The sequence below is a fragment of the Bradyrhizobium sp. LVM 105 genome (genome assembly GCF_003957705.1).
Taxonomy (GTDB): Bacteria; Pseudomonadota; Alphaproteobacteria; order Rhizobiales; family Xanthobacteraceae; genus Bradyrhizobium; species Bradyrhizobium frederickii.
The window spans coordinates 216,772-241,744 of record NZ_QZMV01000010.1; the positions used below are offsets into that span (position 1 = coordinate 216,772).

Annotated in this window: 26 protein-coding genes; 17 read left to right on the top strand and 9 right to left on the bottom strand. The window is 64.9% G+C overall.

The features are described from left to right. The first annotated feature begins 51 nt into the window (after nt 1-51). The 14 genes from urtB to D6B98_RS26070 all read left to right on the top strand — a co-directional run bounded on the left by urtB (nt 52) and on the right by D6B98_RS26070 (nt 12,909). Complete coding sequence (urtB, locus tag D6B98_RS26000) at nt 52-1,659, top strand: urea ABC transporter permease subunit UrtB (protein WP_126259737.1); 1,608 nt, start codon at nt 52-54, stop codon at nt 1,657-1,659. Next, nucleotides 1,656-2,825: an urea ABC transporter permease subunit UrtC gene (gene urtC, locus D6B98_RS26005; RefSeq protein ID WP_126259738.1), complete on the top strand. Its 1,170-nt coding sequence runs from the start codon at nt 1,656-1,658 to the stop codon at nt 2,823-2,825. Before urtB ends, urtC begins: the two co-directional genes overlap by 4 nt. Nucleotides 2,826-2,829: 4 nt before the next feature. Next, nucleotides 2,830-3,591: an urea ABC transporter ATP-binding protein UrtD gene (gene urtD / locus D6B98_RS26010; protein ID WP_126259739.1), complete on the top strand. Its 762-nt coding sequence runs from the start codon at nt 2,830-2,832 to the stop codon at nt 3,589-3,591. 3 nt (nt 3,592-3,594) lie between these two features. Beyond that, nucleotides 3,595-4,290, top strand: a complete 696-nt coding sequence (gene urtE / locus D6B98_RS26015) for an urea ABC transporter ATP-binding subunit UrtE (protein ID WP_126259740.1) — start codon at nt 3,595-3,597, stop codon at nt 4,288-4,290. Nucleotides 4,291-4,321: 31 nt separating this feature from the next. Beyond that, nucleotides 4,322-5,152, top strand: coding sequence for an urease accessory protein UreD (locus D6B98_RS26020; protein ID WP_126259741.1), 831 nt, complete (start codon nt 4,322-4,324; stop codon nt 5,150-5,152). Between the two features lie 37 nt (nt 5,153-5,189). After that, nucleotides 5,190-5,492, top strand: coding sequence for an urease subunit gamma (locus tag D6B98_RS26025; protein ID WP_007605424.1), 303 nt, complete (start codon nt 5,190-5,192; stop codon nt 5,490-5,492). A gap of 129 nt (nt 5,493-5,621) precedes the next feature. Beyond that, nucleotides 5,622-5,927, top strand: coding sequence for an urease subunit beta (locus D6B98_RS26030; RefSeq protein WP_025576653.1), 306 nt, complete (start codon nt 5,622-5,624; stop codon nt 5,925-5,927). Between the two features lie 278 nt (nt 5,928-6,205). Next, on the top strand, nt 6,206-6,745 hold the full coding sequence (locus D6B98_RS26040; RefSeq protein ID WP_126259742.1) for an HD domain-containing protein: 540 nt from the start codon (nt 6,206-6,208) through the stop codon (nt 6,743-6,745). 34 nt (nt 6,746-6,779) lie between these two features. Next, complete coding sequence (gene ureC, locus D6B98_RS26045) at nt 6,780-8,495, top strand: urease subunit alpha (RefSeq protein ID WP_126259743.1); 1,716 nt, start codon at nt 6,780-6,782, stop codon at nt 8,493-8,495. A 126-nt stretch (nt 8,496-8,621) separates the two neighbouring features. Beyond that, a complete protein-coding gene (locus D6B98_RS26050) occupies nt 8,622-8,921 on the top strand; it encodes a putative quinol monooxygenase (protein ID WP_018318764.1) in 300 nt (99 codons plus the stop codon). 11 nt (nt 8,922-8,932) lie between these two features. Further along, nucleotides 8,933-9,577, top strand: coding sequence for an urease accessory protein UreE (locus D6B98_RS26055; protein WP_126259744.1), 645 nt, complete (start codon nt 8,933-8,935; stop codon nt 9,575-9,577). Continuing rightward, nucleotides 9,558-10,286, top strand: a complete 729-nt coding sequence (locus D6B98_RS26060) for an urease accessory protein UreF (protein ID WP_126259811.1) — start codon at nt 9,558-9,560, stop codon at nt 10,284-10,286. Before D6B98_RS26055 ends, D6B98_RS26060 begins: the two co-directional genes overlap by 20 nt. 42 nt (nt 10,287-10,328) lie before the next feature. Next, entirely contained in the window at nt 10,329-10,952 is a 624-nt protein-coding gene (ureG, locus tag D6B98_RS26065; protein WP_126259745.1) for an urease accessory protein UreG, read from the top strand. Nucleotides 10,953-11,247: 295 nt separating this feature from the next. After that, nucleotides 11,248-12,909, top strand: coding sequence for a CHASE domain-containing protein (locus tag D6B98_RS26070; RefSeq protein WP_126259746.1), 1,662 nt, complete (start codon nt 11,248-11,250; stop codon nt 12,907-12,909). Nucleotides 12,910-13,006: 97 nt separating this feature from the next. Here D6B98_RS26070 and D6B98_RS26075 read toward each other — a convergent pair whose 3' ends face one another. The 5 genes from D6B98_RS26075 to D6B98_RS26095 all read right to left on the bottom strand — a co-directional run bounded on the left by D6B98_RS26075 (nt 13,007) and on the right by D6B98_RS26095 (nt 17,131). Further along, nucleotides 13,007-13,621 carry a TetR/AcrR family transcriptional regulator gene (locus D6B98_RS26075; protein ID WP_126259747.1) on the bottom strand — a complete coding sequence of 205 codons (615 nt, stop codon included), beginning with the start codon at nt 13,619-13,621 and terminating at the stop codon, nt 13,007-13,009. A 77-nt stretch (nt 13,622-13,698) separates the two neighbouring features. Next, nucleotides 13,699-14,841: an OpgC domain-containing protein gene (locus D6B98_RS26080; protein WP_126259748.1), complete on the bottom strand. Its 1,143-nt coding sequence runs from the start codon at nt 14,839-14,841 to the stop codon at nt 13,699-13,701. A gap of 177 nt (nt 14,842-15,018) precedes the next feature. Next, nucleotides 15,019-15,474, bottom strand: a complete 456-nt coding sequence (locus D6B98_RS26085; RefSeq protein WP_126259749.1) for a hypothetical protein — start codon at nt 15,472-15,474, stop codon at nt 15,019-15,021. A gap of 94 nt (nt 15,475-15,568) precedes the next feature. Continuing rightward, complete coding sequence (locus tag D6B98_RS26090; protein WP_126259750.1) at nt 15,569-15,940, bottom strand: ElaB/YgaM/YqjD family protein; 372 nt, start codon at nt 15,938-15,940, stop codon at nt 15,569-15,571. Between the two features lie 78 nt (nt 15,941-16,018). Then, entirely contained in the window at nt 16,019-17,131 is a 1,113-nt protein-coding gene (locus D6B98_RS26095) for an AI-2E family transporter (RefSeq protein WP_126259751.1), read from the bottom strand. Between the two features lie 208 nt (nt 17,132-17,339). On the opposite strand from D6B98_RS26095, the gene D6B98_RS26100 reads away from it, so the two are divergent. From D6B98_RS26100 to D6B98_RS26110, 3 genes are all read left to right on the top strand, one after another. Next, nucleotides 17,340-18,119, top strand: coding sequence for a L,D-transpeptidase (locus tag D6B98_RS26100; RefSeq protein WP_126259752.1), 780 nt, complete (start codon nt 17,340-17,342; stop codon nt 18,117-18,119). Between the two features lie 17 nt (nt 18,120-18,136). Further along, nucleotides 18,137-18,787 carry a DUF2865 domain-containing protein gene (locus tag D6B98_RS26105; RefSeq protein WP_126259753.1) on the top strand — a complete coding sequence of 217 codons (651 nt, stop codon included), beginning with the start codon at nt 18,137-18,139 and terminating at the stop codon, nt 18,785-18,787. Between the two features lie 214 nt (nt 18,788-19,001). Then, on the top strand, nt 19,002-19,157 hold the full coding sequence (locus D6B98_RS26110; RefSeq protein ID WP_007599832.1) for a Thivi_2564 family membrane protein: 156 nt from the start codon (nt 19,002-19,004) through the stop codon (nt 19,155-19,157). A 136-nt stretch (nt 19,158-19,293) separates the two neighbouring features. Here the strand turns inward: D6B98_RS26110 and D6B98_RS26115 are convergent, their stop codons facing one another. The 4 genes from D6B98_RS26115 to cysD form a co-directional block, all read right to left on the bottom strand. Next, a complete protein-coding gene (locus tag D6B98_RS26115) occupies nt 19,294-19,494 on the bottom strand; it encodes a CsbD family protein (RefSeq protein ID WP_164718867.1) in 201 nt (66 codons plus the stop codon). 163 nt (nt 19,495-19,657) lie between these two features. Further along, nucleotides 19,658-21,823, bottom strand: a complete 2,166-nt coding sequence (locus D6B98_RS26120; RefSeq protein ID WP_126259755.1) for a malate synthase G — start codon at nt 21,821-21,823, stop codon at nt 19,658-19,660. 415 nt (nt 21,824-22,238) lie between these two features. Beyond that, the gene (gene cysC, locus D6B98_RS26125; RefSeq protein WP_126259756.1) at nt 22,239-24,155 is read right to left on the bottom strand and encodes an adenylyl-sulfate kinase; all 1,917 of its coding nucleotides are present in this window, start codon (nt 24,153-24,155) and stop codon (nt 22,239-22,241) included. A 21-nt stretch (nt 24,156-24,176) separates the two neighbouring features. Then, the gene (gene cysD, locus D6B98_RS26130) at nt 24,177-24,971 is read right to left on the bottom strand and encodes a sulfate adenylyltransferase subunit CysD (protein ID WP_126259757.1); all 795 of its coding nucleotides are present in this window, start codon (nt 24,969-24,971) and stop codon (nt 24,177-24,179) included. Between the last annotated feature and the right edge of the window lie 2 nt (nt 24,972-24,973).

The following is a 24,973-nucleotide window of genomic DNA, read 5'->3' on the forward strand; positions in this document are numbered from 1 at the left end:
AGGCGGCGATCCCGCCGCCTTCTCCACCCATTTGTGCCGGGGTCATTCACAGTGCCAGCCTATTTGTCCGCGCGCCTCTGCTCGCTTGCGCTCTCATTGTTGCTGATTGCGTTTGCGCTGCCGGCCTTCGCCGGTCCGTTCGAGGACGGAGTCGCCAAATTCGCCAATGACGATTTCTCCGACACCGAAGAGGCGATCGGCGCAGTTGCGAGCAGCGGCAACAAGCTGGCCTTTCCCATCATCAGCGCGCTCCAGGACGGCCGGTTGATGGCCGATCCGGACAGCAAGAAGGTTTACGTCACCGGCACCGACGGCAAGTCGATCGATGCCGCGACCGGCGAGGCGGTGGCCAGCGTTCCCGATAGTGCGAGCGCGGTGCGCCTCAACAACCGTCTGCGCCGCAGCGTCGATGCCGCGCTCGGCGGCCTGACGCTGCAGTCGCCGGATGTCGGAACGCGCCTGCAGGCTGCGCAATCGGTCTTCAAGTCGCATGAGGAGACGGCGCTCGATGCGGTCGATGCCGCGCTCGCCAAGGAAAGCAACAGAGCCGTCAAGACGGCCCTCGGCGAGGCTCGCGCGGCCATCCTGCTGTTCAAGTCCGATGCGACCGAGGTCGAGAAGCTCGAGGCCGTGACCACGCTGAAGGCGCGCGGCGACCAGGAAGCGCTGGCGCTGCTCACCGGCATGGGCGACCAGCCGGCCTCGGTGACCAAGGCCGCCGCGAGCGCGATCGGCTCGATCCAGAGCTCGCTGGCGGTCTGGTCCATGGTGCAGAACGCCTGGTACGGCCTCTCGCTCGGCTCGGTGTTGCTGCTCGCCGCGATCGGGCTCGCCATCACGTTCGGCGTGATGGGCGTGATCAACATGGCGCATGGCGAGATGGTGATGCTCGGGGCCTACACCACCTTCGTGGTGCAGGAGGTGATCCGCACCCGCTATCCCGGCCTGTTCGACTATTCGCTGTTGATCGCCGTGCCGCTCGCCTTCCTCGTCGCCGGCGCGATCGGCGTCTTGATCGAGCGCAGCATCATCCGCTTCCTCTACGGCCGTCCGCTGGAGACGCTGCTGGCGACCTGGGGCCTGTCGCTGGTGCTGCAGCAGGCGGTGCGAACGATGTTCGGCCCGACCAACCGCGAGGTCGGCAACCCCTCCTGGATGAGCGGCGCGTTCGAGCTCGGCCAGATCACCATCACCTATAACCGGCTCTGGATCCTCGTCTTCACGCTCGCCGTGTTCGCGATCCTGCTCGCGATGCTGCGCTACACGGCGCTCGGCCTCGAGATGCGCGCAGTGACGCAGAATCGCCGCATGGCGGCCTCGATGGGCATTGCGACATCGCGCGTCGATGCGCTGACCTTCGGCCTCGGTTCGGGCATCGCCGGCATCGCCGGCGTGGCGCTGTCGCAGATCGACAATGTCAGCCCCAATCTCGGCCAGAGCTACATCATCGACAGCTTCATGGTCGTGGTGTTCGGCGGGGTCGGCAATCTCTGGGGCACGCTGGTCGGCGCCTTCACGCTCGGCATCGCCAACAAGTTCCTGGAGCCGGTCGCCGGCGCCGTGCTCGGCAAGATCGCCATCCTGGTTCTGATCATCCTGTTCATTCAAAAGCGCCCGCGCGGCTTGTTCGCGCTCAAGGGCCGCGCGGTGGAAGCATGACCCCTCACATGCTGACGCGATCGCTGGACCGCAGCGCGACGATCTTCCTCGCCGTCGTCGCGGCCTGCGGCATCCTCATCCCGCTCTCCAACCTGCTGCTGCCCGCGGGCTCGTTCCTGCAGGTGCCGACCTATCTCGTCGCGCTCTGGGGCAAATATGTCTGCTACGCCATTCTGGCGCTCTCGATCGACCTGATCTGGGGCTATTGCGGCATCCTCTCGCTCGGCCACGGCGCGTTCTTCGCGCTCGGTGGCTACGCCATGGGCATGTACCTGATGCGGCAGATCGGCACCCGCGGTGTCTACGGCAATCCGGTCCTGCCCGATTTCATGGTGTTCCTGAACTGGGAGAAGCTGCCGTGGTACTGGTACGGCTTCGACATGTTCTGGTTCGCCGCGCTGATGGTGCTGGTCGTGCCCGGCCTGCTCGCCTTCTGCTTCGGCTGGCTCGCGTTCCGCTCCCGCGTCACCGGCGTGTACCTGTCGATCATCACGCAGGCGATGACCTATGCGCTGCTGCTCGCCTTCTTCCGCAACGATTTCGGCTTCGGCGGCAATAACGGCCTGACCGATTTCAAGGACATCCTCGGCTTCAACGTGCAGGCCGAAGGGACGCGTGCCGCCTTGTTTGCCTTGAGCTGCCTGGCGTTGATCGCCGGCTTCCTGATCTGCCGCGCCATCGTCTCGTCGAAGCTCGGCAAGGTGCTGATCGCGGTGCGCGATGCGGAATCGCGCACGCGCTTCCTCGGCTACCGGGTCGAATCCTACAAGCTGTTCGTGTTCACGGTGTCGGCCTGCATGGCCGGCGTCGCCGGCGCGCTCTACGTGCCGCAGGTCGGCATCATCAATCCATCCGAGTTCGCGCCGGGCAATTCGATCGAGGCGGTGATCTGGGTCGCGGTCGGCGGCCGCGGCACGCTGGTCGGCGCCGCGCTCGGCGCCGTCGTCGTCAATTACGCCAAGACGTTCTTCACCTCCGGGATGCTGGCGCCGTACTGGCTGTTCATGCTGGGGGCGTTGTTCATCCTGGTGACGCTGCTGCTGCCGAAGGGCATCGTCGGCACCTTCAACGCCTGGTGGGCCCAGTCCAAGGAAAAGCGCACCGCCGCGACCTCCGTGAGTGCTGCGGCCGAGGACGGCGTCACCGAACCCAAGATGGCGGAGTAGCGCGATGAACGTCATGGACAACCGCGCCACGTCCGCGATGCTCTATCTCGACGGCGTGCACGTCTCGTTCGACGGCTTCCACGCCATCAACAATCTGTCGCTGACGCTCGAGCCCGGCGAGATGCGCGCCATCATCGGCCCGAACGGCGCCGGCAAGACCACGATGATGGACATCATCACCGGCAAGACCAAGCCCGACGAGGGCACCGTGCTGTTCGACGGCGTCACCGACCTGACCCGGCTCGACGAGACGCGCATTGCCGAGCTCGGCATCGGCCGGAAATTCCAGAAGCCGACCGTGTTCGAGAGCCAGACCGTGCAGGACAATCTCCTGCTCGCGCTCAACGTCGACCACAGCGTCAAGGCCACGCTGTTCTGGCGCGGCAGCAAGGCGGAAGCCGAGCGCATCGACAAGGTGCTGGAGACGATCCGCCTCACCGAGGCCCGCAACCGCCTTGCCGGCAGCCTCAGCCACGGCCAGAAGCAATGGCTGGAGATCGGCATGCTGCTGGCGCAGGATCCGAAGCTGCTTCTTGTCGACGAGCCCGTCGCGGGGATGACCGACGTCGAGACGCATCTGACCGCCGAGCTGCTGAAAGAGATCAACAAGACCCATACCGTGATGGTCGTCGAGCACGACATGACGTTCGTGCGCGAGCTCGGCGTCAAGGTCACCTGCCTGCATGAAGGCACCGTGCTGGCGGAGGGAACCATCGACCAGGTTTCGTCCAACGAGCGGGTCATCGAAGTCTATCTGGGACGCTGAGCAATGCTTGAGGTCAAGGACATCAACCTGTTCTACGGCGCCGCGCAGGCGCTGCGCGGCGTCTCCATCTCGGCCGAGCCGGGCAAGGTGACCTGCGTGCTCGGGCGCAACGGCGTCGGCAAGACCTCGCTGCTGCGCGCGATGGTCGGGCAATATCCGATCTCCTCGGGTGCGATCGTGTTTGACGGCAGCGACATCACGGCTCTGAAACCCTACGAGCGCGCCCGCAAGGGCATCGGCTTCGTGCCGCAGGGCCGCGAGATCTTCCCGCTGCTGACGGTCGAGGAGAACCTCAAGACCGGCTTCGGCCCGCTCAAGCGCGAGGACAGGCACATTCCGGACGACGTGTTCTCGCTGTTTCCGGTGCTGCAATCGATGCTGGGCCGGCGCGGCGGCGATCTCTCCGGCGGCCAGCAGCAGCAGCTCGCGATCGGCCGTGCGCTGGTGATGCGGCCAAAACTGCTGCTGCTCGACGAGCCGACCGAGGGCATCCAGCCCTCGATCATCAAGGATATCGGCCGCGCCATCTCCTACCTGCGCAACCTCGGCAACATCGCCATCGTGCTGGTCGAACAATATCTCGACTTTGCCTGCGAACTCGGCGACAGTTTCGCGGTGATGGATCGCGGCGCGGTGAAATTCACCTGTGACCGCGCCAACCTCGACGCGAGCGAGATCAGCCGCCAGATGGCGCTGTAGACCAACCTGCCGCGACCGGCTGGGGAGACGGATGCGCAGCGACGCTTTGGCGACATCTTCTGTGTTCGAGGCCAACCGCGCCCGCGGCGCCGTGCGCTTCGAGGTACAACTCCGCGAGGGCGTGACGCGGCGCGGCACCTTGCATGAATCGGGCTCGCTCCGCGTCCGCTTTCCCTCGCCGGAAGATCAGGGCCTGTCCGGCGTGTTCGTCAACACGGCCGGCGGCGTTGCCGGCGGCGACAATTTCGATATCGACGTCACGGCAGGCCAAGGTTCGCGCCTGACCTTGACCACCGCGGCCGCCGAAAAGGTCTATCGCGCACCGGGCCCGGCGGCGCAGCTCAACATCGCTTTGCAGGTCGGTGCGGAGGCGCATTTGTCCTGGCTGCCGCAGGAAACCATCCTGTTCGACCGAGCCCGGGTGCAGCGCCGTTTCGACATCGCGCTCGACGAGGCCGCCTCGCTCCTGCTCTGCGAGATCGTCGTGTTCGGCCGCACCGCCATGGGCGAGCGGATGGAGCAGGGCGAGTTCGTCGACCGCTGGCGGCTGAGGCGTGGCGGCCGGCTGGTGTTCGCCGAGACGGTCCGGCTCGACGGCAACATCGGCGCAAAGCTCGCGCGATCGGCAATTGCCAAAGGCGGCGCCGCGATCGGTACGGCCCTGATCGTGCCCGGCGACGAGGCCCTGGTCGAGCGCATTCGCGAAGCGTCGGAATCTTTCGCCGGTGAGGTTGGAATCTCGGCCTGGAATGGCGTTGCAATGGCGCGGTTCTGTGCCCAAGATGCGGCGCGTTTGCGCGCCGATATGATGGCTGTGCTGGCGCGCACCGGTGCGGCCCTGCCGCGGCTGTGGCTGAATTGACTGGCTGAATTGACGAATTGAACGGAAGAGATTCTGCATGAACCTGTCTCCCCGCGAAAAGGACAAGCTTCTGATCTCGATGGCGGCCATTGTGGCGCGCCGCAGGCTGGATCGCGGCGTTAAGCTCAACCATCCCGAGGCGATCGCCATCATCTCCGATTTCATCCTCGAGGGCGCGCGCGACGGCCGCACCGTGGCCGAGCTGATGCAATCCGGCGCGCAGGTTTTGACCCGCGACCAGGTGATGCCGGGCATTCCGGAGATGATCCACGACATCCAGGTCGAGGCGACCTTTCCTGACGGCACCAAGCTCGTCACCGTGCACGAGCCGATCCGTTGAAGCGCGAAACTGTATCAACATCGTCATGCCCGGGCTTGTCCCGGGCATGACGACTTTCAACCAAGCGGCCCCACGTGGATGGCCGGGACAAGCCCGGCCATGACGCAGCGGAGCAAGACGAGGTAGCACATGATTCCCGGCGAACTCTTCATCCAGGACGGCGAGATCGAGCTCAATGCCGGCCGCAAGACAGTCACGCTGACGGTGGCCAATACCGGCGACCGCCCGATCCAGGTCGGCTCGCACTACCATTTCTTCGAGACCAACCCGGCGCTGAAATTCGACCGCAAGAAGGCCCGCGGCATGCGCCTCGACATTGCCGCCGGCACCGCCGTCCGCTTCGAGCCCGGCCAGACCCGCGACGTGCAACTCGTCGCCTTGGCCGGCAAGAAGACGATCTACGGTTTCCGTGGCGACGTCATGGGGAAGCTGTGACATCCGGAGGAACGAGCGCGGCGCGGCACGGTTGAGGCGAGTGCAGTGATCGACAGTGAGGTGAGCACGCCGGTCAGGCTCTCTCTCCCCTTGCGGGGGAGGGTTGGGGAGAGGGGTATGCCACACGACGAGGTCCCTCAGTTCCAAAGAACCCGCGCCAAACGACTGAGGCGCGAGATGACTCGCGCCGAGACCCGCAAGGGGGAAGGGAACCCGTCCAGCGATGCGTCCCTGACGTACCGTGAGAACGGGTCCAACGGTGTCGAGGAGGCCTGATCATGCTGTCCCCCATCCGCCTCGTCTCCGAAGCTGCCGACCTCGCCGCACAGCGCCACAACGGCATGGCGCGCAAGGGGCGCGGCAATGAGCCGTATATCAATCATCTCGCCGAGGTCGCGAACCTGCTTGCGACCGCGACTGAAGGTGCCGACGCCGAGCTGGTCGCTGCCGGCTGGCTGCATGACACGATCGAGGACACCGACACTACGCGCAAGGAGCTTGCGCAGAAATTCTCGGAGCGGGTCGCGTCGCTCGTCGCCGAATGCACCGATGACATGAGCCTGCCCAAGGCCGAGCGGCGGCGGCTTCAGGTGCTCGAAGCACCGAAGAAATCCTCCGGCGCCAAGCTGATCAAGATCGCCGACAAGATCAGCAATATCGGTGCGCGCATTCAAACCGATCCGAGTGCCGAGGAGCGCGAGGATCTCGCCGACTACGTCGGGTGGGCCACGCAGGTCGTGGCGGGTTGCCGCGGCGGCAATGCGTGGCTCGACGAAAGATTCGATGATGCCGTGAAGGCAGCGAAGGCGCTGCTATGACCCACCACACATTCCAACGCAAACGGGGCTCGTGATGTCCGTCAAAATCAAACGTTCCGTCTATGCCGACATGTTCGGCCCGACCACCGGCGACAGGGTGCGGCTGGCCGACACCGACCTCATCATCGAGGTCGAGAAGGATTTCACCACCTATGGCGAGGAGGTGAAGTTCGGCGGCGGCAAGGTGATCCGCGACGGCATGGGCCAGTCGCAGGTGACCAACAAGCAGGGCGCGGCCGACACGGTCATCACCAATGCGCTGATCGTCGACCATTGGGGCATCGTGAAGGCCGACGTCGCCATCAAGGACGGCATGATCGCAGGCATCGGCAAGGCCGGCAATCCCGACATCCAGCTGGGCGTCACCATCATCATTGGTCCCGGGACCGACGTGATCGCGGGTGAAGGCAAGATCCTCACGGCCGGCGGCTTCGACAGCCACATCCATTTCATCTGCCCGCAGCAGATCGAGCACGCGCTGATGTCGGGCGTCACCTCGATGCTGGGCGGCGGCACCGGTCCCTCGCACGGCACCTTCGCCACCACCTGCACGCCGGGGCCCTGGCACATCGCGCGGATGATCCAGTCGTTCGACGCCTTCCCGGTCAATCTCGGCATTTCCGGCAAGGGTAACGCCTCGCGGCCCGCAGCCCTGGTCGAGATGATCAAGGCCGGCGCATGCGCGCTGAAGCTGCACGAGGACTGGGGCACGACGCCGGCTGCGATCGACAATTGCCTGTCGGTCGCCGACGCTCACGACATCCAGGTGATGATCCACACCGACACGCTGAACGAGTCCGGCTTCGTCGAGGACACCATCAAGGCGTTCAAGGGCCGCACCATCCACGCGTTCCACACCGAAGGCGCCGGCGGCGGTCACGCCCCCGATATCATCAAGGTCGCCGGCCTGAAGTACGTGCTGCCGTCCTCGACCAACCCGACGCGCCCCTTCACCCGCAACACCATCGACGAGCATCTCGATATGCTGATGGTGTGCCACCATCTCGATCCCTCGATCGCGGAAGACCTGGCATTTGCCGAAAGCCGCATCCGCAAGGAGACCATCGCCGCGGAGGACATCCTGCACGATCTCGGCGCGCTCTCGATGATGTCCTCGGACTCGCAGGCGATGGGCCGTCTCGGCGAGGTCATCATCCGGACCTGGCAGACCGCCGACAAGATGAAGAAGCAGCGCGGCTCCCTGCCGCAGGACAAGGGCAAGGACAACGACAACTTTCGCGTCAAGCGCTACATCGCCAAATACACGATCAATCCCGCCATCGCCCACGGCGTGTCGAAGCTGATCGGCTCGGTGGAGAAGGGCAAGCTCGCCGACCTCGTGCTGTGGTCGCCGGCTTTCTTCGGCGTCAAGCCGGACTGCATCGTCAAGGGCGGCACGATCGTCGCGGCTCCCATGGGCGATCCCAACGCATCGATCCCGACGCCGCAGCCGGTGCACTACCAGCCGATGTTCGGCGCCTTCGGCAAGGCGCGCACGGCGTCATCGGTGGTATTCACCTCGAAAGCCGCGATCACCGGTGGTCTGGCGCGAAGGCTCGGCATCGAAAAGAAGCTCTATGCCGTCCAGAACACCCGCGGCAAGATCTCGAAAAAGAGCATGATCCACAACGACGCCACGCCCAACATCGAGGTCGATCCGGAGACCTACGAGGTGCGTGCCGACGGCGAGCTGCTCACCTGTGCTCCCGCCGAGGTGCTGCCCATGGCACAGCGTTATTTCATGTACTGAAATAGCGCCTCAACGCATGTCCCCGGCGGATGTCCGGGGACGGCTTTTGCCGTTTTGCGTTCGATCCCGCCTGGTCTAATGTCCGCCCGGTATTGAACCCTAGAAGAAAAGCCGGGAGGATTCCTCGTGATCTACGTCGTTGCCACCCTGACCATCAAGCCCGAAACGCGCGCCGAATTCATTGCAGCCGCCACCGCCTGCATCAAGGAGACGCGGAAGGAGCCCGGCAATATCGCCTACGATCTGCACGAGAGCGTCACCGATCCTGCCAAGATGGTGTTCGTCGAGCAGTGGGAGAACGCCGAGGCGCTGGTGCCGCATCGTGGCATGGAGCATATGAAGACGTTCGGCCGCGTCGCGGTGAAATGCTTCACGGCGCCGCCGAAGATCGAGGTGATCACGCCCGAGAAGGTCGAGACACGGTAACGAGGTAGAGCATGATCCGGGCGACGCAGGTTAAGGGGCAGCACCGCTTCACGGAAGCGCCGGCGGACACGGTCGTGCTCGATTTCGACGATCGGCACCGCCGCCGCATGGCGATGACAGGCACGCGGGGGCTCGAATTCCTGCTCGACCTCGAGCACGCCACGGCGCTGCGCGGCGGCGACGCGCTGGTGCTCGAGGACGGCCGGTTGGTCGAAGTGGTCGCGGCGCCCGAGCCGCTGCTGGAAATCCGCGGCCGCGATCCGCATCACCTCATTCGGGTCGGCTGGCATCTCGGCAATCGCCATCTGCCGACCCAGATCATGGCGAAAGCCTTGCGCATTCGCCGCGATCACGTCATCGAGGCCATGGTGAAGGGCCTCGGCGCGCGCGTGATCGAGATCGAAGCCCCGTTCGATCCCGAAGGCGGCGCCTATGCAGATGCCGGTCATGCGCATGGACACGACGACCACGCGCATCACGATCACGGGCACCATCATGATCATGGCCACGATCACCATGATCACCACGGCCATGATCACCCCGACCATCGTGGTCATGCCGCACATGACCACGGTCACGATCATCATCACCATGACGAGCATTGCGACCATCCCGACCATCATCACGGCCACAAGCATGCTCATGACCACAAATGAGCCGATCAGCGCCGGTGGCCTCGACGAGGGCGAGGCGGCGGCGCTGTATCGGCTGATGACCTGGCTGTCGCCGGCATTCCCGGTCGGCGGCTTTTCCTATTCCAGCGGCATCGAATGGGCGGTGGAGGCGGGCGATATCGTCGATATTGCAACGCTGGCCGACTGGCTCGACGCGATGCTCGGTGACGGTTCCGGCTTTTGCGACGCGACGTTTCTGGTCCACGCCTATCGCGCGGCGGAGGCGGGCGACCAGGCCGTTTTGAACGATATCGCCGAGCTTGCCGCGGCCTTCGTGCCCTCGCGTGAGCGGCAGCTGGAGACGAGCTCGCAAGGCCGTGCCTTCATCGACATCACCCGTGCCGCGTGGAATGCCGACGGGCTGGATGCCATGGTTGCAGCATGCCGCACGCCGATGGTCTATCCTGTCGCCGTCGGCGTCGTCGCAGCTCAGCACGGCGTTCCGCTGGCGCCGACGCTGCACGCGTTCCTGCATGCGCTGGTCTCGAACTGGATTTCTGCGGCCAGCCGGCTCATTCCGCTCGGCCAGACCGACAGCCAGCGCGTGCTGGTGAGGCTGGAAGCCGCCGTGACCGCGACTGCCGATCGCGCGCTGAACGCGACATTGGACGATCTTGGCAGCGCGACCTTCCGCGCCGATCTCGCCAGCCTGCGCCACGAGACACAATATACGCGGCTGTTCCGGTCGTGAGAGCGCGGCGTCTTTAACCCCCATCGAGAGAGAGCGAGTTGCATGTCGAAATCTCACGGCCCCTTGCGTGTCGGCGTCGGCGGTCCGGTCGGATCGGGCAAGACCCAGCTGATGGACCTGCTCTGCAAGGCCATGCGCGAGCGCTATGACATCGCCGCGATCACCAACGACATCTACACCAAATGGGATGCGGAATTCCTGGTGCGTTCGGGCTCGCTGACGCCGGACCGCATCGCCGGTGTCGAGACCGGCGGCTGTCCGCACACCGCGATTCGCGAAGATGCCTCGATGAATCTGGCTGCTGTCGCGGACATGCGCGCCAAATTTCCCGGGCTCGATCTCGTGCTGATCGAGTCCGGCGGCGACAATCTCGCTGCCACTTTTTCCCCGGAGCTGGCCGACCTCACCATTTATGTGATCGACGTCGCCGCCGGGGACAAGATCCCCTCCAAGGGCGGCCCCGGCATCACCCGGTCCGATCTTCTGGTCATCAACAAGATCGACCTCGCCCCCCATGTCGGCGCCTCCCTGGAGAAGATGGACACGGACGCCAGGCGCATGCGCGGCGAGCGTCCTTTCGTCATGACCAACCTGAAGAAGAGCCAGGGGCTCGAGCGCATCGTCGACTTCATTGAAGCCAAGGGCGGCTTGAACCGGGCTGGCTGACGGCGCGACCACTTGGCGCACGCGTTTTTCGCCGTTAACCTTGGGGTCGAGCCGCAACTACGGAACAAATTTCGGACACGGCGATTGGTTACCTCCGGCGCCCCGGGCAATCCATCCTGGCCGGACCATCGGCCGGGCCGATTAAGCTTGTCAGGCGACCTACGTTGCGTACCGATGTCTCCTCCTTCATTATCTCTGCCACTGGGGTCCACCCTGTTTCGGCACATGGCCGTTCGAGCGGCGTTCATATGCTCCCTGTTCGTTGCCGACCTCCCGCTTTGGCCTGAGTAGTCGCGTGGTCCGGCTGGGTTTCATCATCGGTTTCATCGCACTGCTTGGAGCCCTGCTCTCCGGGCTTGCAGCCTATCGCGTCCACGACCAGGAACTGGCGCTGGACCGGATCGCGCTCGCGCGCGCGATCGACGTTCATGCCAGCCTGGTCCAGGACCGGCTCACCGAGCGCGAACTGCTCGCGCGCGTCGCCTCAGGCCTGTTCCGCAGGCCGTCCGTGATCAAGCCGAACATGCTGGAGCCGCTGCGCTCGGCCATCTACGCCTTCAAGACGGATTTCGTGGTGGCCGGCTGGATCGGCCGGCTGAAGCCGGACGAGCTGACCGCGGCGCAGGAGGCCATTGAGGGCGCCGGCTTCCCGAATCCGACAATCCGCAGCTATGACGACAAGCCGATCAATCCGGCCGAGATCACCGCGCCGATCGACGTGCTGCTGGATCTCGAGCCGCGCAGCGACGAGACCAAGGCTCTGCCGGGCCGCAGTTACGACCAGGACCCGGTTCACAGCGCCATGCTGACGCGCGCCCGGACCGAGAAAAAGTCGGTGGCTTCGGACCCGCTTCCGCTGCTACACGGACACGGGCCCGTCGGCATCATCGTGGCTGCGCCCGTCATTCCCGAAGGGGCGACCGAGCCGGCCGGTTTCATCACGTTCTCCTACGAGCTGGCCTCGCTGATGTTGACCAACGACGACATGTCGTTGTTCTCGGTCGCGCTCAGGGATCCGCGCAAAGAAGGCGGCGAGCTGATCGCCAACGACCAAGGCGTGGTCTCGACGCGCAGCGTGGCGGCGGACGGACCGGCGCCGTCGGCGATGCGCACGGTGAGCTTCGGTGGCCGCGATTGGCAGCTCGGCTATTACGCCAAGACCAACTCGGTGCGCCGTGCCGAGCAGACCGCGATCATCGTGGCGGCCATCGGCTTTGCGATCACTGCGATGGTGTGCGGTCTGTTCGGCTATGTTGCCTACAACAATCTGCGGCTCAGTCGGGAAATCCAGGTCAGAATCGGCTTCGAGCGCCGACTGACGGCGGTGATCGACGAGCTCAACCACCGGGTCAAGAACATCCTGGCGGTGATCCAGTCGATCGTGACGCGGACCTTGCGCCATGGCGCGGACATCGACGTCGCCCGCGAGCTCCTGATCGGGCGCATCCACGCCATGTCCAACGTGGTCTCGCTGCTCAGCGAGAGCCAGTGGCAGGGCGTGAAGCTGAAGGGCCTGTTCGAGGCGCGTGCCATCCCGCATGCCGACCGCATCGCTGTCACCGGCCCCGATATCGCGGTCAGCGCGCGCGCGGCGCAGAGCCTGTCGCTGCTGTTCTTCGAGCTCGCCTCGCATTCCGACGAAGGCCTGTCGCTGGTTGGAAAGCATCCGCACATCACCGCGAACTGGACGGTGACGGGCGAGGGGAGCGAGGAGATCTTCCATTTTCGCTGGGAGGAGTTCAACACCAGCGAGGCGACCCGCCGCCCCGATTCCGATTTCGGCCTGATCCTGCTCGACCGTGTCGCCCCCGAGGCGCTCGGCGGCACCGCCAAGCGCTATTTCACCGACGTCTCCTACGTCTATGAGCTGACCGCGCCGATGGAGACGGTGGTCGACATGTCCGAACGCGATCGCACGGACAAGATCTCGGCTCCGGTGCGGCCTGCCCGTGGCTAAAGCATGATCCGGAAAAGTGCGCAGCGGTTTTCCGAAAAGATCATGCTTAAACAACAACCTAAAGCGCGATGACGATTCATCCTAATCGCATCGCGCTTTAAGCTTTCGGCCGCAAGATCAGATCGACCAGATTGCGCGCGTAGGTTGGCGTGATCGGCGCGATGCCGAAGACGTAGCGGTAGAACAGGCTGCCGTAGATCGCGTCGTAGAGATCCTCGGCCGGGCCTTCGGCCAGGATGCTGCCGTCGTTCTGGCCCGCCGCGATCATCTCCACCAGCGCGTCGCGACGGAATTGCAGATAGCGGGCGTAGAACAGTTCGGCCGAGCCGGTCTTGGAAATGCATTCGGAGATGACGGCGAGTTGCACCTTGCCGAACTCGCCCTGGAGCGCCTCGGCATAGGCCGCGGCATGACGGCGCGCGCGCGCCGCGGGGCTGCCGGAGCTCGCCGGGGGCAGCGGCAGCATCTGCGCCGCATGTCGAAGAAAGGCGTCGATCAAGAGCGCCTCGCGCGACGGCCACCATTTGTAGATCGTCATCTTGGAGACGCCGGAGTGGCGGGCGACGGCGTCGATGGTGGTGGCCGCAAGGCCGGTGGACGCCATCAGCGCATAGGCGCTTTCGAGAATGGCGTTGCTGGTCTCGATCGATCGCGGTCGGCCGCGCCGGGGGGCGCTGTCGGCCCCGTCACCCCCGCCATTCGCCGTCACCACGCCCGGTCTCCTCGCGCACCCGCTCCAGCTTCGGGATAGCGCAGCCGCGGCAGCCGGCCTAGGAAAATCGCGTCGCGCTAGGCCTGCTGCCGCAAGGCCTTGGGCAGGTCCTGCCACTTCGACCAGGCGACGTAATAGGCCACCGCGGTCATCGCGGCGAATCCGGCGAGGCTCACCAAGATCTGCATCGCGACCAGATTGGCGCTGGTGATCAGGATGAGATGCCCGGCAAAGGACAGGAACACTCCGACGCAGAACACGGCAAGCCATTCCTCGCCGCATCTGATGACCGCCTGGAGCGGCTTCAAACTCAGGCCGGGGTGATCGGCCGGAATGAGATGAGTCGCGAGGAAGGCGAGTGCGAGGAAGTGAACCACGCGATAGGGCGCGAGGTTTTCCTTGTCGGTCGGCGCGATGCTGTTGAGGAGAAGGTCCGGCAAGTAATGGGACAATTGCGGCGAATGGCGCAGCAAGGTGACGGCCATCGCGAATACCAGATAGGTCCCGGCGAGTATCCGTAGCCAAGGCATGTCGCGTAGCGCGCGCCCCGATGCGCCTGTCACGGCGAACCAGCCTCCGAGCACCATCAGCATCTGCCAGCAGAGCGGATTGAAGGTCCATTCCTGATCCGGATAGACCCGAAAATTCCAGTCGAACCAGCGCGCGGCAAGATACAGCGCGACCGATGCCGCCAGCGTCACGTTCGGCCGCCGCAACAGGCCCCACAGGGCGAAGGGAAAGAAGGCCATCAGCGGGATCATCAATTGCAGGAGGTCGAGGTTCAGCGGCTCCTCCTGCAGCACGAGGCCGCGGACCAGGATGCGCAGCGGGTGATCGAGGATCCCCGAGATGTTGTATTCGTGGATGATCTCCGGCGCCATCGACTGCTTGGCGACGTAGGCGATGGTATCGATGTAAAGCACGAACAGCACGACATAGGCGGCATAGAGCCGCCAGACGCGATGGAAGATGCGCGTTGCGGCGACGAGATAGCCGCGCTCCAGCGCCATCCGGCCGTGGATGACCGCGACGCCATAACCGACCACGAATACGAACAGGTCGGCGGCGCCGCTGAAGCCGAAGTTGCGCAGCGTCAGCAGGTTGACGATGTTATTCGGGATGTGGTCGACGAAAATCGACCAGTTGGCGATGCCGAGCGTCAAATACAGCCTGGCGTCATGACGGAATGCGGCAAGGTTTGCCTGGACGGACAGTTTCATTGAGTAAATTAGCTTTGAGAATCAGGTTGACGCTTTTAGCGGCAACCGGCTGCCCATCCGAGTAGCGTTTGCGTGAGTGATGGTCGGGCGCTCAAAATCATGCAAAATCGGGCAAATAAGTACCGCCGCGGGCCCGCGCCCGTCTTGCGACGAAACTTTCTTGGCGTGGTCCCGTGCTTACTCGGCCGGTTCGGCCGATACCTCGTCGGGCATGCCGCCGCGGCTCGCGAGGATGCCGAGGGCGACACCGCCGATCGCCAGGATCGGCAACAGCCGCTTGACGCCGATGGCGCGAACGATCTGGAGCCCGGTGGCGAGCAGCATGGGGTCCGCGAGCATGCTCGAGGCCGCCGACTTCGCGGCGCGCTCGGCCGCGATCTGGGCTTGCTTGCGCAGCTCGCGCTTGTAGGCCCAGTAGCTCACTGCTGCGGCCAGGGTCAGGAGGAAGAAAACGCCGGCCCCCGCGAGGCAGGCCTGCACCGGACCATATGTGTTGAGCACGGAGATGAATGCCGCCGCGCACAGGAAGCACGTGGTGATGAACAGCGCGAACGCCGCGCCTGCGGCCAGGGAGGTCAGCCGCACAGTCGTGCCCGTGGATGCGCTGATCCCGTCGATGATGCGCTGAAACATGGCCCTTGCTCCTCAAATCCCCACAAGCCTATCCGTCCACAAGCCGGCATCGGCGGCGCGGTCGCGCCGCCGTTCCAATGCCCCCTCGCGCATTCTACCGGCGCCAGGCGACGCCGATCAGGAAGCCGATCCCGAGCGCGAGTCCGACGGTCACGAGCGGCCGCTGCGTGATCGCGTCTTCGAGCGTCTCCTCGATCGATCCGTAGGCCTCCTGGGCCGCGTCCATCATTGCACTGCCGCGCTCCGACATGTCGTCCATCGCGGTGTCGACATTCTCGCGCGCCTGGCGGTAGCCGCGGCGGGCCTGCTTGCTGGTGGAATTGGCAAAGGTGTTGAGCGCGTCGGTGATCTGGTCGGTAAGGGCGGCGATATCGCTTTTCACGGCTGCTACATCCTTTTCGAGGCGTTCTCTGGTGGCTTTGTCGGTCCAGTCTTTCATCCCGGCTTCGGCACTGGTCGTGGACATCGGGAGCTCCGAACTGTTGACGGCTGCGATAGCCGGAAAACGTTTCGTCACCGGGGAAGTTCCGTTCGCGGAAACCGGTCAGTCCTGCGGCAGCTGCGGCGAATCCGCCGGCAACAGGTGCTCCTTGAGGATCAGCGCGACGATCAGGAGCGGCGACGACAGGAACGCGCCCATCGGACCCCACATCCAGGTCCAGAATGCCAGCGCGAGCAGGACTGCAAGTGCATTCAGCGCGAGCCGCCTGCCGATGATGGTCGGGGTGATGAAGTGCCCTTCCAGAAAGGTAAGCCCGCCGAAGGCCAGTGCCGCCATCAGGCCGCCGCCGATGGTCGGGAAGGCAACCAACCCGACCAGGACCAGCACCACGAACATCGCGACCGGCCCGATGATCGGGATGAAGTTGAGCGTTGCCGCGAGCGCACCGAGTCCGGCTGGATTGGGCATGCCGGTGAGCGCGCAGATGAGACCGGTGGCGACGCCGACGCCGACGTTGATGAGGGTCACGGTCAGGAGATAATTGCCGAGATGCTCCTCGATCTCGTTGAGAATCCGGAGCGTGCGAAGCCGCGCGTCATGATCGCCGAAGTTCATGATCATGGCCCGTCGCAGGTCGCGCCAGCTGGCGATGAACAGGATCAGGGTGACGAAGAACAGCAGAAATTCGGTGAAGGTCGGTGACAGGAATTCCAGCGTCGGCTGCACCCACTCGACCTTCGGCATATGGAAGCTCGGCAACCCTTCGGAGCCGCCGAGCATGGCTTGCATCTCTCGCCACAGCGAAAGCGGCCGGTCGAACACGTGCAGCTTGTCCTTCAGTCGCGCGCCGAGCTCCGGCAGGCGCGTGCTCCACTCGAATACCGGCGAGGCGATCAGCGCCACGACGAAGGCGACGACTGCGGTCCCGACGACCACGATCAGAACGGCACCGACCGCGCGCGGGACCTTGTACCGCTCCAGGAAGCCCGCCGCGGGCGACAGCATGGTGCCGGTGACAAAGGCCATCACCACAGGCAGGAAGAACGCCCTTCCGACGTAGAGCACGGTGACGACGGCAATCAGCAGCAGGCCTGCGAGCGCAAAGGCGACGAACTCGGTGCGGCGGATCACCGGCGGCAGCTCGACACGGCTGTCGGGAAGCGGGTCGCCTGCGCTGTTGCCGGGAATCAAACTTTCACTCGGAAGGACGCGCACAATCTCTCTCCCGCACGGAAGCCTCGCACCGCGCGCCCATTAGTGTCGAATAATGCGCGAGCCGTACGCCGGTTCCATCGCGGCTTCGTGAAGCGGTGCTCGCTTGACTGTGACAAGGATGCCGCGCGCCGCGCTGGAACTTGCGCCGCCCCCGCGGAGTTCAAGGGAAGGCGCATCACCCTGGTGCACACATCCCACGGGGCAGCACATGACAAAGTTCTCTGCAGTCCGTCGCAGCTCTTCGCCGCGCGTCGTCACCGCATTCGCCATCGCAACCGTTCTGCTCGGGGTGCCGTTCGGCGGCGCGAGCGCACAGACGTTCGGTTATAGCCCGATGCAGCTGCAATCGTACCCGCAGGATCAAGGCTACTCGCAGGGTTACGTCAACGAGGCGCCGCAGGCGGCCGACGACGAAGATGCCCAGCTGCCCGATCGCCTGCGCAGGCAGATCGTCGGCTTCGACCGCAGCGAGCCGGCCGGCACCATCGTGATCGACACCAATAATACCTATCTCTACTACGTGCTCGGCAACGGCCGCGCCATTCGCTATGGCGTCGGCGTCGGCCGCGAAGGCTTTACCTGGTCCGGCGTGCAGAACGTCAGCCGCAAGGCGGAGTGGCCGGACTGGCATCCGCCGGCCGAGATGATCGCGCGTCAGCCTTATCTGCCGCGCTTCGTCGCCGGCGGCCCCGGCAACCCGCTCGGGGCACGTGCGATGTATCTCGGCTCCAGCCAATACCGCATCCACGGCACCAACGATCCCTCCACGATCGGCAAGTTCGTCTCCTCCGGCTGCATCCGCATGACCAACGAGGACGTCATCGACCTGTTCAGCCGCGTCAATGTCGGCGCCAAGGTCGTGGTGCTGCCGAAGAATGCGCCGCTGATGGCCAGGGGCGGCGACCCCGTGCGCAAGCGTCCGGCCGTGACGACGCTGCCTTCGGGCAGGCACGCGCTGAATATCTCGGCGTCCTCGGCGGTGAATTAGGGCTTGAGCGAGGTGACATGAGCAGAGGTATGAACGGCAAGCTGGCTGCCGGTCTGGCAATCCTGGTGATTGCTGCCGCCGGCGTGGCTCAGACACCGTCGGCGCATGCGGAGGATTTCTTCTCGGCCCTGTTCGGCGGCTTCCGGATGCGGCCGCCGCCCGAGATCCGGATGCCGTTCCCGAACGACGACATGCCGCGCTATGACGCACCGCGCCAGCGCGCCTTCTATGGTGGCGGCACAGCCTATTGCGTGCGCGCTTGCGATGGTCGCTACTTCCCGGCGCAAGGCAATGATGCCGAGAGCAAGGCGCAATCCTGCAAGAGCTTCTGCCCGGCGTCCGAGACCTCGCTGGTCTATGGCGGCAACATCGACGACGCCACCACCGACAAGGGAAAATCCTATTCCGAATTGCCCAATGCGTACCGCTATCGCAACGAGATCGTCTCCGGCTGCACCTGCAACGGCAAGGATTCCGTCGGGCTGGCGCAGGTCAAGGTCGAGGACGATCCGACGCTGCGCAAGGGCGACATCGTTGCCGGCGCCGATGGTCTCGTGGTCGCCAGCCGCAACGCCAACGACCGCCGCGGCGTCGCGATGAACTTCTCGCCGCTGCCGGACTCGGTGCGCGCCAGATTTCGCCAGGTGCCGGTTGTGGCGAAGGAGTAGGCGGGACGGTGGCGCGCCGAAGCCTGGCGCCGCTCCAGCACGGTGGCGATCGGCGCGGCGATTTCGTTGACCTCGCCGATGATGTGGTGGATCGCGCCGAAGCTAGCGGGGAGGTGCATATTTTCTAGAAATTACAACGGGTTGCACAGATGGAACCAGCGCAAGGGTCAGGCGTTAGGATACTGGTCGCAATTTGCCTGAAGGGGGTCTCGCGATGCTGGTGGGCGTGCTCGTCACTTTTCTCGTCGTCATTCTCGTCCTTTATCTCATCAACATGCTGCCGATGGATGGTCGCGCCAAGCAGATTGCGCGCGTGGTCGTCATCATCATCGGCATCGTGTCCTTGTTGAAATATCTCGCGGTATTCTAGCCAAGGTATCGTAGCCCGGATGAGCGGAGCGATATCCGGGAAGGCGCAACAAAGGTCCCGGATATCGCTTCGCTCATCCGGGCTACACCTCAAAACAAAAGCCCCGGCGTGAGCCGGGGCTTCGTTTGCGTCCGCTTCAGTGCAGCGATTTGAGCCAGTCGTCGACGTCCTGCCGAACCTGGTCCTTGGCCTTGCCGTAGCGTTCCTGGAGCCGGCCCTCGAGCTGCTCGCGGCGGCCCTCGATCAAGCTGAGGTCGTCGTCAGTGAGCTTGCCCCATTTCTCCTTGGCCGAGCCCTTGAACTGCTTCCAGTTTCCTTCGATCCGATTCCAGTCCATGACCATCTCCCGTGGGGTTGATGGCCTGACAACGCGGGCGCCGCGCGGCCTGTTCCGCGGCCCGCCGCGACGTTTCGCCCGACAAAAAAGCCCCGGCGAGGCCGGGGCTTTTGACGCTTCTGTGACTTCGCTCAGCCGCGCGCCTTGTTATCCAAGAGCCTTGTTATCCAAGCGCCTTGGCCTCGCGGCGGCGCGCGGTGAGGATGTATTCGGTGTAGCCGTTCGGCTGCTCGCGCCCCTTGAAGATGAGGTCGCATGCGGCTTTGAAGGCGACGCCGTCGAAGGCGGGCGCCATCGGCCTGTAGATCGGATCGCCGGCGTTCTGCTTGTCGACGACGACTGCCATGCGCTTCAGCGATTCCATCACCTGCGCCTCGGTGATCACGCCCTGGTGCAGCCAGTTGGCGAGATGCTGGCTGGAGATGCGCAAGGTGGCGCGGTCCTCCATCAGCCCGACATCGTGGATGTCGGGGACCTTGGAGCAGCCGACGCCCTGATCGATCCAGCGCACGACATAACCGAGAATGCCCTGGCAGTTGTTGTCGATCTCCTGCTTGACGTCGTCGGGTGCCCAGTTCGACTTCGACACCGGAATGGTGAGGATGTCCGAGAGCTTTGCGCGCGGCCCGCCCTTGGTAAGCTCCTCCTGCCGCGCGGTCACGTTGACCTGGTGGTAGTGCAGCGCGTGCAGCGTCGCAGCGGTCGGCGAGGGTACCCAGGCGGTGGTGGCGCCGGCCTGCGGATGGCCAAGCTTCTGCGCCAGCATGTCCGCCATCTTGTCGGGCGCGGCCCACATGCCCTTGCCGATCTGGGCATGGCCGGGCAGGCCGCAGGTCAGACCCATGTCGACGTTCCAGTCCTCATAGGCCTTGATCCAGGCCTGCGCCTTCATCTCGTTCTTGCGGATCATCGGGCCCGCTTCCATCGAGGTATGGATCTCGTCGCCGGTGCGGTCGAGGAAGCCGGTGTTGATGAACATGATGCGCTTGGAAGCGCGCTGGATGCAGGCCTTGAGGTTGACGGTGGTGCGCCGCTCCTCGTCCATGATGCCGACCTTGAGCGTGTTCTCGGGCAGGCCCAGCATCTTCTCGACGCGGTCGAAGATCTCGCAGGTCAGCGACACCTCGTCCGGGCCGTGCATCTTCGGCTTGACGATATAGGCCGAGCCGGTGCGGCTGTTCTTGACCTTGGAATTGCCCTTGAGGTCGTGGATGGCGAGCAGGCCGGAGACGGCGGCATCGAGCAGGCCTTCCGGAATCTCCTCGCCCTTCTCGTCCAGCACCGCGTCGGTGAACATGTGGTGACCGCAATTGCGCATCAACAGCAGGCTGCGGCCGTGCAGCTTGAGCTCACCCTTGCCGTCGGGCGTCTTGTACAGGCGGTCGGCGTTGAGCGAGCGCGTCAGCGTCTTGCCGCCCTTCTCGAAGTCGGCCGACAGCGTGCCGTTCATCAGGCCCAGCGTATTGCGATAGACCAGCACCTTGTCCTCGGCATCGACAGCGGCAACTGAGTCCTCCATGTCGAGGATGGTGGAGACCGCGGCCTCCATGATCATGTCGGCGACGCCGGCCGGATCGTCCTTGCCGATCGCGCTGCTGCGGTCGATCCTGACCTCGACATGCAGGCCGTTGTTGACGAGCAGCACCGCGCTCGGGGAAGCCGCATCGCCCTGGAAGCCGGCGAACTGCGCGGCGTTCTTCAGCGCGGTGGCGTTGCCGCTCTTCAGCTTCACCGCGAGCTGGCCCGCGACGACGCTGTAGGCGGTGACGTCGGTGTGGCTGCCGGTCGCGAGCGGCACGGCGGTGTCGAGGAACGCCTTGGCCTTGGCGATCACCTTGTCGCCGCGCGCCTTGTTGTAGCCCTTGCCGCCTTCGGACGGATCGTGCGGGATCGCGTCGGTGCCGTAGAAGGCGTCATAGAGCGAGCCCCAGCGCGCGTTTGCAGCGTTCAGCGCATAGCGCGCATTGGTGAGCGGCACGACGAGCTGCGGGCCGCAGATCTTGCCGATCTCCTCGTCGACATTGGCGGTCTCGACCGTCTGGGTCGCCGGCTCCGGGACGAGATAGCCGATCTCCTTCAGGAAAGCGGTATAGGCGTTGAGGTCGAAAGCCTTGCCCTTGTTGGCGCGGTGCCAGTCGTCGATCTTGGCCTGCAGCGTGTCGCGGACCGCGAGCAGCGCACGGTTCTTCGGCCCCAGGTCCCTGACGATGGCGGCAAGTCCGGCCCAGAACGCATCCGGTGCGATCCCCGTTTTCGGGGCCGCTTCCTTGGCGATGAAATCAAACAGGACAGGGGCGATCTTCAATCCGTGGGCATCGACGCGTTTCATGATGGGCTTTCTTGTTGGAAATGGCTGTTTTTGGCTGCTTTTGACCCGACAGCAGCAAAATGCGCCCACCAGGGGCGGCTTTCGGGGCCCTATTAGCCCCAAAACCGGGGCGGTGAGAAGACCCCAAGGCGTTTGTCAAAATGTCAAGAAGGTCGGTGGTATGCCGCGTTTGACGAACCGATCGAGCCCCGCTTCACGCCGCGCGCGCAACTGCGCTCCCTCCCCCCCTTGCGGGGGAGGGCGGGGGAGAGCGGGGGAGAGGGGTGGCCCAGGAAAAGGTGTGTGGGAATGACGTTGGGATCAGCGGGAGAGATTCCCCGTGTGAACCCCTCTCCCTAACCCCCCCCCCCGCAAGGGGGGAGGGAATGCACTGTCTGCGTGGTGACAGGGAGCGCGCCAACAAACAGCTTACGCTTCAAATATTCGCGGCGAGGTCTAGGGCCTCGTCGAACAGCACGCCTGTCCTCTTCAGCATCTGCTCGATCTCATCCGCCGCTTCCGCAACCGTCCGCTTCGAGGTGTCAATCACCAGCTCGGCCGCTTGCGGCGCCTCGTAGTCGTTGCCGATGCCGGTGAACGAGGCCAGCGCGCCGGCGCGCGCCTTCTTGTAATGGCCCTTGGGATCGCGCTCCTCGCATACTTGGGCAGGCGTCGCGACGTGGATCTCGCGGAAGACGGTGTCGGCGATGCGGCGCGCGGTCGCGCGGTCCTCGCGGGCCGGCGAGACCGCGGCGACGATGGCGATGTGGCCGTTACGCGCCAGATGCGTCGCGACTTCCGCGAGGCGGCGGATGTTCTCGCTGCGGTCCGTGGCAGAGAAGCCGAGATCGCTGTTGAGGCCGGCGCGCAGCGTGTCGCCGTCGAGCAGGATCGGCGAGCCGCCATTGCTGAACAGCCGCCGCTCCAGTGCCTTGGCGAGCGTCGACTTGCCGGAAGCGGGCAGGCCGGTGAGCCAGACCACGGCACCATTGTGCTGATAGCGCGCGGAGCGTTCGTCGGGACGCAGGGCCGATTCCACCGGCACGATGTCGACGGGCACGGCGCGCTGGCCGGCATCGACCGACAGCACCAGGCCGCCGCCGGCGATGCGGCCGGACACCTCGATCACGAGCCGCCCGGTGCGCGGATTCTCGGTGTAGGGATCGGTGGCAATCGAATTCGATAGAGAAATATCGATCTCGCCGACATGGTTGCGGCCGATCGCCTTGTTCTCGGTGCTCGACAGCTCGCCCGGATCGACCGCCTTCTCGATCGCCACCACGGTGGCGCGGCTTTCCTTGGGCCCGCAGCGAACCAGCAGCTGGTCGCCCTTGGCGAGCGGCTTGTCGTGCAGCCAGAAGATGCGCGCGCGCAGCCGCCGCGTCTCGCGCGGGGCGCTGCCGGCATGCGCGACGATGTCGCCGCGCTCGATGAACAATTCGCGGTCGAGCGTGATGCCGACCGAACGGCCGGCGCCTTGTCGGCCGGTGACCGGCGTCACCGGCCAGCTCTCGACCGTCCTGATCTTGGCGATCTTGCCTGCCGGCATGATCACGATCTCGTCGCCGGCCTTGAGGCTGCCGGACTCGATGCGGCCGGCCACGATGCGGCGGTCGTCGAACTTGTAGATCGCCTGCACCGGCAGGCGCAGCGCCAGCGCTTCCAGCGCCCGCGCCGGCTCGAGCCTGTCAAGCGCCTCGACCACGGTCGGGCCCTTGTACCAGCCGATCCGGTCGGTCCGCTCGGCGACGCCGTCGCCGTCGCGGGCGGAAATCGGAATCACCGCGGTAGGCGTCACGCCGAGGCCGCTCAGATGCGCGGAAATCTCGTCGCTGATCTCCTTGAAGCGATCGGCGGAAAAGTCGACGCGGTCCATCTTGTTGACGACGATCGCGACCTGCTTCACGCCGAGCAGATGCAGCAGATAACCGTGCCGTCGCGTCTGGTCGCGCACGCCTTCCAGCGCGTCGATGATCAGCACCGCGCCGTCGGCCTGCGAGGCGCCGGTGATCATGTTGCGCAGGAATTCGGCGTGGCCGGGCGCGTCGATCAGCACGATGTCGCGCGAATTGGTGCGGAAGCGAATCTGCGTGGTGTCGATGGTGATGCCCTGGTCGCGCTCCGTCTGCAGCGCATCGAGCAGGAACGACCATTCGAACGGCATGCCGCGCCGCGCGCTGACGGCTTTCAGCATGTCCAGCTTGCCGTCGGGCAGGCTGCCGGTCTCGTGCAAGAGGCGGCCGACCAGCGTCGACTTGCCGTGGTCGACATGGCCGACGATGACGATGCGCACTTGCGGACGGGTGGTGCCGTTCGGGGTCGCAGGCGAAGCGGGGGTGACGAGCATGTTCATGACCGCGATGCGTCCTTGAGGTCAGAGATAGCCGGCGACACGAAGGCGCTCGAAGGCGTCCTCGGTCTCGTGGTCGAGCGCGCGCCCCGAGCGCTCCGGGACCTTGGTCTGCTCGAGCTCGATCAGGATCTCGTCGATGGTCGACGCCGTCGAGTTCACGGGGTTGGTGATGTCCTGATCGCCCAGCGAGCGGTAGCGCTTGCCGTCTTTCGACAGATAGAGCGGGATGATCGGGATGTTCTCACGCTTGGTGTAGGCCCAGATATCGGCCTCGGTCCAATGCAGGATCGGATGGATGCGCAAATGCGCGCCTTGCGGCGGCGAGGCGTTGAAATGATCCCAGAACTCCGGCGGCTGGTCGCGCACGTCCCAATTGCCTTCAAGGCCGCGCGGCGAGAACACGCGCTCCTTGGCGCGGGTCGCTTCCTCGTCGCGGCGGATGCCGGCGATCAGGCCGTCGAAGCCATACTTGGCGAGCGCCATCTTCAGGCCTTCAGTCTTGCGCGCGGCGGAGCGGGCGGCCGGCGGCAAAGTCGGATCGACGGCATCGATCGGCGGGCAGGGCTCGACGCGCAGATCGAGATCCCACTCTTTGCCGTAATGATCGCGGAAGCGGTACATCTCCGGAAACTTCTTGCCGGTGTCGACATGAAGGGCCGGGAACGGCATCTTGCCGAAGAACGCCTTCCGCGCCAGCCAGATCATGACGTTGGAGTCCTTGCCGAGCGACCACAGCAGCGCGATCTTCTTCAGCCGGGCGAAGGCCTCGCGGAAGATGTAGATGCTCTGCGCCTCGAGCTGGTCGAGATGGTCCATGC

What these genes read in the sequence shown, in the direction of transcription:
- urtC (WP_126259738.1), top strand. Translation starts at nt 1,656, where the DNA reads ATGACCCCTCACATGCTGACGCGATCGCTGGACCGCAGCGCGACGATC.
- urtD (WP_126259739.1), top strand. Translation starts at nt 2,830, where the DNA reads ATGAACGTCATGGACAACCGCGCCACGTCCGCGATGCTCTATCTCGAC.
- urtE (WP_126259740.1), top strand. Translation starts at nt 3,595, where the DNA reads ATGCTTGAGGTCAAGGACATCAACCTGTTCTACGGCGCCGCGCAGGCG.
- D6B98_RS26020 (WP_126259741.1), top strand. Translation starts at nt 4,322, where the DNA reads ATGCGCAGCGACGCTTTGGCGACATCTTCTGTGTTCGAGGCCAACCGC.
- D6B98_RS26025 (WP_007605424.1), top strand. Translation starts at nt 5,190, where the DNA reads ATGAACCTGTCTCCCCGCGAAAAGGACAAGCTTCTGATCTCGATGGCG.
- D6B98_RS26030 (WP_025576653.1), top strand. Translation starts at nt 5,622, where the DNA reads ATGATTCCCGGCGAACTCTTCATCCAGGACGGCGAGATCGAGCTCAAT.
- D6B98_RS26040 (WP_126259742.1), top strand. Translation starts at nt 6,206, where the DNA reads ATGCTGTCCCCCATCCGCCTCGTCTCCGAAGCTGCCGACCTCGCCGCA.
- ureC (WP_126259743.1), top strand. Translation starts at nt 6,780, where the DNA reads ATGTCCGTCAAAATCAAACGTTCCGTCTATGCCGACATGTTCGGCCCG.
- D6B98_RS26055 (WP_126259744.1), top strand. Translation starts at nt 8,933, where the DNA reads ATGATCCGGGCGACGCAGGTTAAGGGGCAGCACCGCTTCACGGAAGCG.
- D6B98_RS26060 (WP_126259811.1), top strand. Translation starts at nt 9,558, where the DNA reads ATGCTCATGACCACAAATGAGCCGATCAGCGCCGGTGGCCTCGACGAG.
- ureG (WP_126259745.1), top strand. Translation starts at nt 10,329, where the DNA reads ATGTCGAAATCTCACGGCCCCTTGCGTGTCGGCGTCGGCGGTCCGGTC.
- D6B98_RS26080 (WP_126259748.1), bottom strand. Translation starts at nt 14,841, where the DNA reads ATGAAACTGTCCGTCCAGGCAAACCTTGCCGCATTCCGTCATGACGCC.
- D6B98_RS26085 (WP_126259749.1), bottom strand. Translation starts at nt 15,474, where the DNA reads ATGTTTCAGCGCATCATCGACGGGATCAGCGCATCCACGGGCACGACT.
- D6B98_RS26090 (WP_126259750.1), bottom strand. Translation starts at nt 15,940, where the DNA reads ATGTCCACGACCAGTGCCGAAGCCGGGATGAAAGACTGGACCGACAAA.
- D6B98_RS26100 (WP_126259752.1), top strand. Translation starts at nt 17,340, where the DNA reads ATGACAAAGTTCTCTGCAGTCCGTCGCAGCTCTTCGCCGCGCGTCGTC.
- D6B98_RS26105 (WP_126259753.1), top strand. Translation starts at nt 18,137, where the DNA reads ATGAGCAGAGGTATGAACGGCAAGCTGGCTGCCGGTCTGGCAATCCTG.
- D6B98_RS26110 (WP_007599832.1), top strand. Translation starts at nt 19,002, where the DNA reads ATGCTGGTGGGCGTGCTCGTCACTTTTCTCGTCGTCATTCTCGTCCTT.
- D6B98_RS26115 (WP_164718867.1), bottom strand. Translation starts at nt 19,494, where the DNA reads ATGGACTGGAATCGGATCGAAGGAAACTGGAAGCAGTTCAAGGGCTCG.
- D6B98_RS26120 (WP_126259755.1), bottom strand. Translation starts at nt 21,823, where the DNA reads ATGAAACGCGTCGATGCCCACGGATTGAAGATCGCCCCTGTCCTGTTT.
- cysC (WP_126259756.1), bottom strand. Translation starts at nt 24,155, where the DNA reads ATGAACATGCTCGTCACCCCCGCTTCGCCTGCGACCCCGAACGGCACC.
- cysD (WP_126259757.1), bottom strand. Translation starts at nt 24,971, where the DNA reads ATGGACCATCTCGACCAGCTCGAGGCGCAGAGCATCTACATCTTCCGC.